This is a genomic window from Mucilaginibacter sp. (assembly GCF_028288105.1).
Taxonomy (GTDB): domain Bacteria; phylum Bacteroidota; class Bacteroidia; order Sphingobacteriales; family Sphingobacteriaceae; genus Mucilaginibacter.
The window spans coordinates 1-5,961 of the sequence record NZ_JAQBOI010000276.1 but is presented as its reverse complement, the minus strand read 5'-3'; the positions used below and the strand labels follow the sequence as shown (position 1 = coordinate 5,961).

Here is a 5,961-nt window from a genome sequence, read left to right as displayed (position 1 = left end):
GATAGCTTCCTGATGGTCAGATAACTGAAAATGTTTTGGTGTGTACACGTTATTTAAATAAAGAATTATAATAGCTAACGTGATGTGGAAATAGTGTTTCGTATAATGAATACTCGATCCCTATAATATTGATCTCGAAGCCTTCGGCATCCATGCCAGAAATAGAACGCGATATGCCTTGAATTAGGTTGAGAGCTTTATCCTTTACAATCAATGCTGGGATATTATTCGTGTTTATAAATTCACTCTCTGCATCTTCTGAAAAGGTTATATTATTAATAACACAATATTTCCTCAGAAAATCATAATTAAACTTACTGTCGTTGAAATTGATATCGCCGAACACAACCCCCATAGGCGCATCAGCTTTTTCAAGTTTGGTAACTCCAATTATTACATCGTCAAGAAAGATATCATATTCAATAGTCATAACCATTATATTACAACGCTTCCAGCATTTGTTTTAACACAGCCTGTGCCGCCCATACACGGTTACCTGCCTCATGTATCACTATAGATCTTGGCCCGTCCAATATCTCTGATGAGAGTTCCAGATCGCGGCGTACGGGTAAGCAATGCATCACTTTGGCGTTGGGCGCTACCGCTTCAAGCTTATCGTTGGTTAGCATCCAATCTTCGTTACCACCGGTTACTGAGCCGTAAGGTTCATAGGCCGACCAGTTTTTTACGTAGATAAAATCAGCATCCTTTATGGCTTCATCCTGATCATGAGTAATGGCTGCACCATTTGTAAAATCCGTAGAAAGCTCGTATCCTGCCGGGTGGGCAATGGTAAAATCTACATCAGCCCTACGCATCCATTCGGCAAAAGAATTGGGTACAGCCTGCGGCAGTGCCTTTATATGTGGTGCCCAGGTTAATACTACCTTGGGGCGTGCAGTAGTTTTAAGTTCTTCAATGGTAACCAGATCGGCAAGGCTTTGCAGTGGATGGCATGTAGCAGATTCTAAACTTACTACAGGTACCTTACAAAACTCTACAAACTTGTTGAATATGGTTTCGCTGTAATCCTCCTCACGGTCTTTTAACCCCGGGAAAGAGCGCACACCTATTATATCCGAATACTCGCCCATAACACCGGCAGCTTCGCGGATATGCTCTACGGTAGTGCCGTTCATTATCACGTTGTCGCGTAGCTCAAGCGCCCAGCCTTCTTTATCAATATTTAATACAATCACATTCATACCCAAATTCATGGCTGCCTTTTGGGTGCTCATGCGGGTACGCAGGCTTGGGTTCAGGAAAACAAGGCTCAGAGTTTTGTTTTTACCCAAATGCTGATGCGCATATGGGTTTTGTTTCAATTGTAAGGCGCTGGCAACCAGTACCGGCACATCCTTAACATCATTTACCGAAGAGAATAATTTCATAGAGCCCCATTTTAGCCTCACTCTAAGCCCTCTCCGTGGGAGAGGGACTTTGAATGATTATGTTGTAAAAATATATATCTAATACTAAGAATTGTTTAAAGTTGTAGTAAACGCTTCCAGGAACCTATCGGCATAAGCTTTGGTTAGGTTCAGCGCAGGTAAAAGCCTTACCACATTTGGTTTGGCCTCGCCCGTAAATATCTTATGCTTAAACAACAGGTCTTTTTTAACGTTGCTTAATTCTTCAGGCAGGTCGATACCTATCATCAGGCCACGGCCACGTACTTCTTTTACCTTATCAAATTTCTTTAATTCTTCAATCAGGTAACCACCAACTTCGGCAGCGTTTTGCATCAGGTTATCTTGTTCAATAACTTCTAAAACGGCTAAACCTGCAGCGCAAGCCAGGTGGTTACCACCAAATGTAGTGCCCAGCATGCCGTAAGCAGGGGCTATCTTAGGCGATATAATAATACCGCCAACAGGGAAGCCATTACCCATGCCTTTAGCCATGGAGTAGATATCGGCATTAATGCCCGCGAAATCATGCGAGAAGAATTTGCCCGTACGGCCATAACCACATTGTACCGAATCTGCTATATAAACAGCATTATGTGCATCGCAAAGCGACCTTATTTTTTGGAGGAAGCTAACCGGGGCAACCTGTATACCGCCAACACCCTGTATACCTTCAATAATTACAGATGATACATCATTGTTTTTGAAAGCCTCTTCCAAAGCAGCCTCATCATTCCACGGCAGGAATATAACATTATCGGTTTCGTTAACCGGGGCGACTATCTTTGGATTATCTGTTGCCGCAACGGCCAATGATGTACGACCGTGGAAAGCCTTCCTGAAAGCAATGATCTTCTTTTTACCGTTATAAAACGATGCCAGTTTCAAAGCGTTCTCGTTAGCCTCGGCACCTGAATTACACAAAAACAATTGATAATCTTCTTTACCTGAAACATGGCCCAGTTTTTCGGCCAGTTGCGTTTGCAGCGGGATCTCAATAGAGTTTGAATAAAATCCTATCTGGTGCAGCTGATCTTCTAATCGTTTTACATAATGCGGATTTGTATGACCGATGGAAATAACGGCATGCCCGCCGTAAAGGTCAAGGTACTCAGTACCTTTGTCGTCATAAACAAGGCTGCCAACGCCTTTTACAATATTGATTGGATTAATTGGATATACGTCGAATAATTTCATTTTTAAACAGAAGAAAAATTAATACTTAAATTGATAAACGCTATTGTGGCGAATGGCCTTAAAAGCCAGTCGCCTTAAGTCGTAACCCTGTGCGTTCATCTAAGCCAAACAACAGGTTCATATTTTGAACTGCCTGGCCCGAAGCGCCTTTAAGTAAATTATCCATTATGCTCATTATGAATATCTTATTATCGTATTTCTTAACCTGTAAAAAGCATTTATTTGTGTTCACGATCTGCTTCAAGTCGATATCTTTATTGGTTACATGCGTAAACGGATGGCCTGTATAATACTCCTGGTAAAGCTTTAACGCCTCAGCTTCCGACAGGTCGCTTTCGGTGTAAATAGAAGCGATGATACCGCGGGTGAAGCCACCACGATAGGGCACAAAGTTTATATCTTTATCAAAAACACCTTGCAGTTGCCTTAATGATTGACCAATCTCATTTAAATGCTGATGATTAAAAACCTTGTAAACAGACAGGTTATCATTCCTCCAGGTAAAATGCGAGGTAGGAGAAAGGCTTTGGCCCGCACCGGTTGATCCAGTAGTTGCGGTTACATGTACCTCGTTTTTCAGCAAACCTTTACTTGCAAGTGGTAATAAGCCCAATTGTAAACAAGTGGCAAAACAACCCGGGTTTGCTATATTATCAGCCGTTTTAATGGCTTCCCGGTTCAGTTCAGGGAGACCGTATACAAAGCTTTTATTTTTAAATTTCGAGTTTTGGCTTAACCTAAAATCCTGGCTTAAGTCAATTATCATGATATGATCCGGGATCTCATTGGCTTCTAAAAACTTTTTAGCATCCCCATGGCCAACACATAAAAACAATACGTCAACATTGTAGGCTAATTCAGCTGCAAACTTAAGGTCGGTATCGCCAAACAGATCGGTATGCACATCGTAAACGTGGTTACCTGCATTGCTGTTGCTATGCACAAATACTATCTCCACATTTGGGTGATTGATAAGTATCCGCAACATTTCGCCACCGGTATAGCCTGCACCGCCTACAATACCTGCTCTTATATGTTTATAGGTTGATTCTGTCATTTTTTGTTGAGGGATAAGAATATAGTATAAACTCCAGATCGGCCTGGTCTTTATTGCTGATGAAATGCTTTTGGCCGGGAAGTATCAGGATACCCTGTTCCGGTTTCAGCATGCTTTCTACACCATCAATAGTCATAATGGCCCTGCCTTTTAAAATAAAGAACATTTGAGTCGCTTTTTCGTGATAGTGAAGCTGCTCGGCTGTATCAGGTGGCATTAGTTCTTGCTTAACAGATAATTCATCTGTATCCACAAAGTTCCAGCCGTGGCAATCATCGCCCCACCTGTACTGGCTCAGGCATTCACTTCTCGAAAAAACAGGATTACTCATTTGTGCCGTTTACTTTATGATATATCATTACCTGGTTGCCAAATATTTTGGAGAACCCTTTAACATCTTCGCCGCTCCATGAGTTATTCATTTCGCCGTAGCTACCAAACTTGTTCGACATCAGATCGTGATCTGACTCGATACCCACCACCTGGAAACGGTATGGGTAAAGCTGAACAAATACTTTACCGCTCACATTCTTTTGTGTATCGGTTAAAAATGCTTCCATATTACGCATAATAGGGTCGTGGAACTGCCCTTCGTGCAGCCAGTTACCATAGAAAGCGGATAATTGATCTTTCCATGAAAGCTGCCATTTGGTTAACACGTGTTTCTCTAACGTATGGTGTGCTTTTATAATTACCATTGGTGCAGCAGCCTCAAAACCAACACGGCCCTTTATACCGATAATGGTATCGCCCACATGGATATCGCGGCCAATACCGTAAGGTTGTGCTATAGCTTGTAAAGCCTGTATAGCTTTGGTTGGATGATCGTATTTTTCGTTATCGATACCAACCAGTTCGCCTTGTTCAAAAACTAATTCTAAGGCTCTTGGCTCGGTTTCGGTAACCTGTGTAGGCCATGCTTCTTCAGGTAAACCTAAATTTGAGGTAAGGGTTTCTTTACCACCCACAGATGTTCCCCAAATACCTTTGTTGATAGAATACTTTGCTTTTTCAAAGTTCATTTCAACACCGTGTTTTTTCAGGTATTCTATTTCTGCTTCGCGGCTTAATTTCAAGTCACGAATAGGGGTGATGATCTGCACTTCGGGCACAAGGATATTGAAGATCATATCAAAACGTACCTGATCATTACCGGCGCCGGTGCTGCCATGGGCAACGTATTCGGCGCCAATCTCTTTGGCATAGTTGGCAATAGCAGTAGCCTGACTAACACGTTCGGCACTAACCGAAAGGGGATAGGTGTTGTTTTTTAACACGTTACCGTATATCAGGAAACGTACACATGTATTATAGAAGTTTTCGGTTTCATCAACCACGTGGTGCGAAGTTACGCCCATTTGGTAAGCGCGTTCTTCAACGCCTTTAAGCTCTTCGTCACTAAAACCACCTGTATTAACAATCACCGAGTGAACCTCGTAACCTAAGTCGCGTGTTAAATAAATGCAGCAAAATGATGTATCTAATCCGCCGCTGTATGCCAGTACTACTTTCTTTTTATCCATGTTTGTATTTGCCGTAGAGACGCGATACTTCACGTCTTTATTATTATAGTATTCAAGACGCGAGGTATCGCGTCTCTACAATTAAATTATTTTTAACTAAACAAAACCATTTTCTCCATACGTTTCTTTATCGCAGCTTCAATACGCTCTAATAACGTTGCTTTGTGCGTTATTTTCTTCATTTTCTCTTCGTATTGCTTCTGTATCGCTTCCGGGTCGAAAAGCATAGCGGTGCACATGCAGTTCTTACGATCTTTACTCATCAAAATATCGTAGTTCACACAGCTGCGGCAGCCTTTCCAAAAATCTTCATCCTGGGTAAGTTCAGAATAGGTAACCGGCTCATAGCCAATTTCCGAATTGATCTTCATTACTGCCAAACCCGTAGTTAAACCAAAAAGTTTGGCTTTAGGATATTTTGTGCGCGATAGTTCGAATATTTTATGCTTAATGGCTTTAGCCAAACCTGCTTTACGATAGATTGGGTTTACTATCAAGCCCGAGTTAGCCACGAAATCGCCATGGCTCCAGGTCTCGATATAGCAAAAACCTGCCCATGTGCCGTCCTTATGTAAGGCGATAACAGCTTTGCCTTCCAGCATTTTATTAGCGACGTATTCCGGAGAACGCTGTGCAATACCTGTACCGCGCGCCTTGGCCGACTCCGCCATTTCATCACATATAATAGTGGCAAAGTCTGCATGTTGTGCAGTTGCTACGGTTATGTCAAAATCTTGTATGGTCATTATAATAGAAAAATTACCGTTAAATTATT

General features: G+C 42.0%; 7 protein-coding genes. All 7 read right to left on the bottom strand.

What is annotated here, in order from left to right; translation table 11 throughout:
- Window positions 1-49 precede the first annotated feature (49 nt).
- Window positions 50-430, bottom strand: a complete 381-nt coding sequence (locus JWQ85_RS18650; protein ID WP_299470629.1) for a hypothetical protein — start codon at window positions 428-430, stop codon at window positions 50-52.
- 10 nt (window positions 431-440) lie between these two features.
- Window positions 441-1,391, bottom strand: coding sequence for an acetylornithine carbamoyltransferase (locus JWQ85_RS18645; RefSeq protein ID WP_299470627.1), 951 nt, complete (start codon window positions 1,389-1,391; stop codon window positions 441-443).
- Between the two features lie 84 nt (window positions 1,392-1,475).
- Window positions 1,476-2,606, bottom strand: coding sequence for an aminotransferase class III-fold pyridoxal phosphate-dependent enzyme (locus tag JWQ85_RS18640; RefSeq protein ID WP_299470625.1), 1,131 nt, complete (start codon window positions 2,604-2,606; stop codon window positions 1,476-1,478).
- A 58-nt stretch (window positions 2,607-2,664) separates the two neighbouring features.
- Window positions 2,665-3,663 carry an N-acetyl-gamma-glutamyl-phosphate reductase gene (gene argC / locus JWQ85_RS18635; protein WP_299470622.1) on the bottom strand — a complete coding sequence of 333 codons (999 nt, stop codon included), beginning with the start codon at window positions 3,661-3,663 and terminating at the stop codon, window positions 2,665-2,667.
- On the bottom strand, window positions 3,644-3,994 hold the full coding sequence (locus JWQ85_RS18630) for a cupin domain-containing protein (RefSeq protein ID WP_256537150.1): 351 nt from the start codon (window positions 3,992-3,994) through the stop codon (window positions 3,644-3,646). The genes argC and JWQ85_RS18630 overlap by 20 nt, the downstream gene beginning before the upstream one ends.
- Entirely contained in the window at window positions 3,987-5,186 is a 1,200-nt protein-coding gene (gene argG / locus JWQ85_RS18625) for an argininosuccinate synthase (RefSeq protein ID WP_299470620.1), read from the bottom strand. Before argG ends, JWQ85_RS18630 begins: the two co-directional genes overlap by 8 nt.
- 92 nt (window positions 5,187-5,278) lie before the next feature.
- Window positions 5,279-5,932 (bottom strand): GNAT family N-acetyltransferase, encoded by a 654-nt coding sequence (locus JWQ85_RS18620; protein WP_256537148.1) that lies wholly within the window; start codon window positions 5,930-5,932, stop codon window positions 5,279-5,281.
- Between the last annotated feature and the right edge of the window lie 29 nt (window positions 5,933-5,961).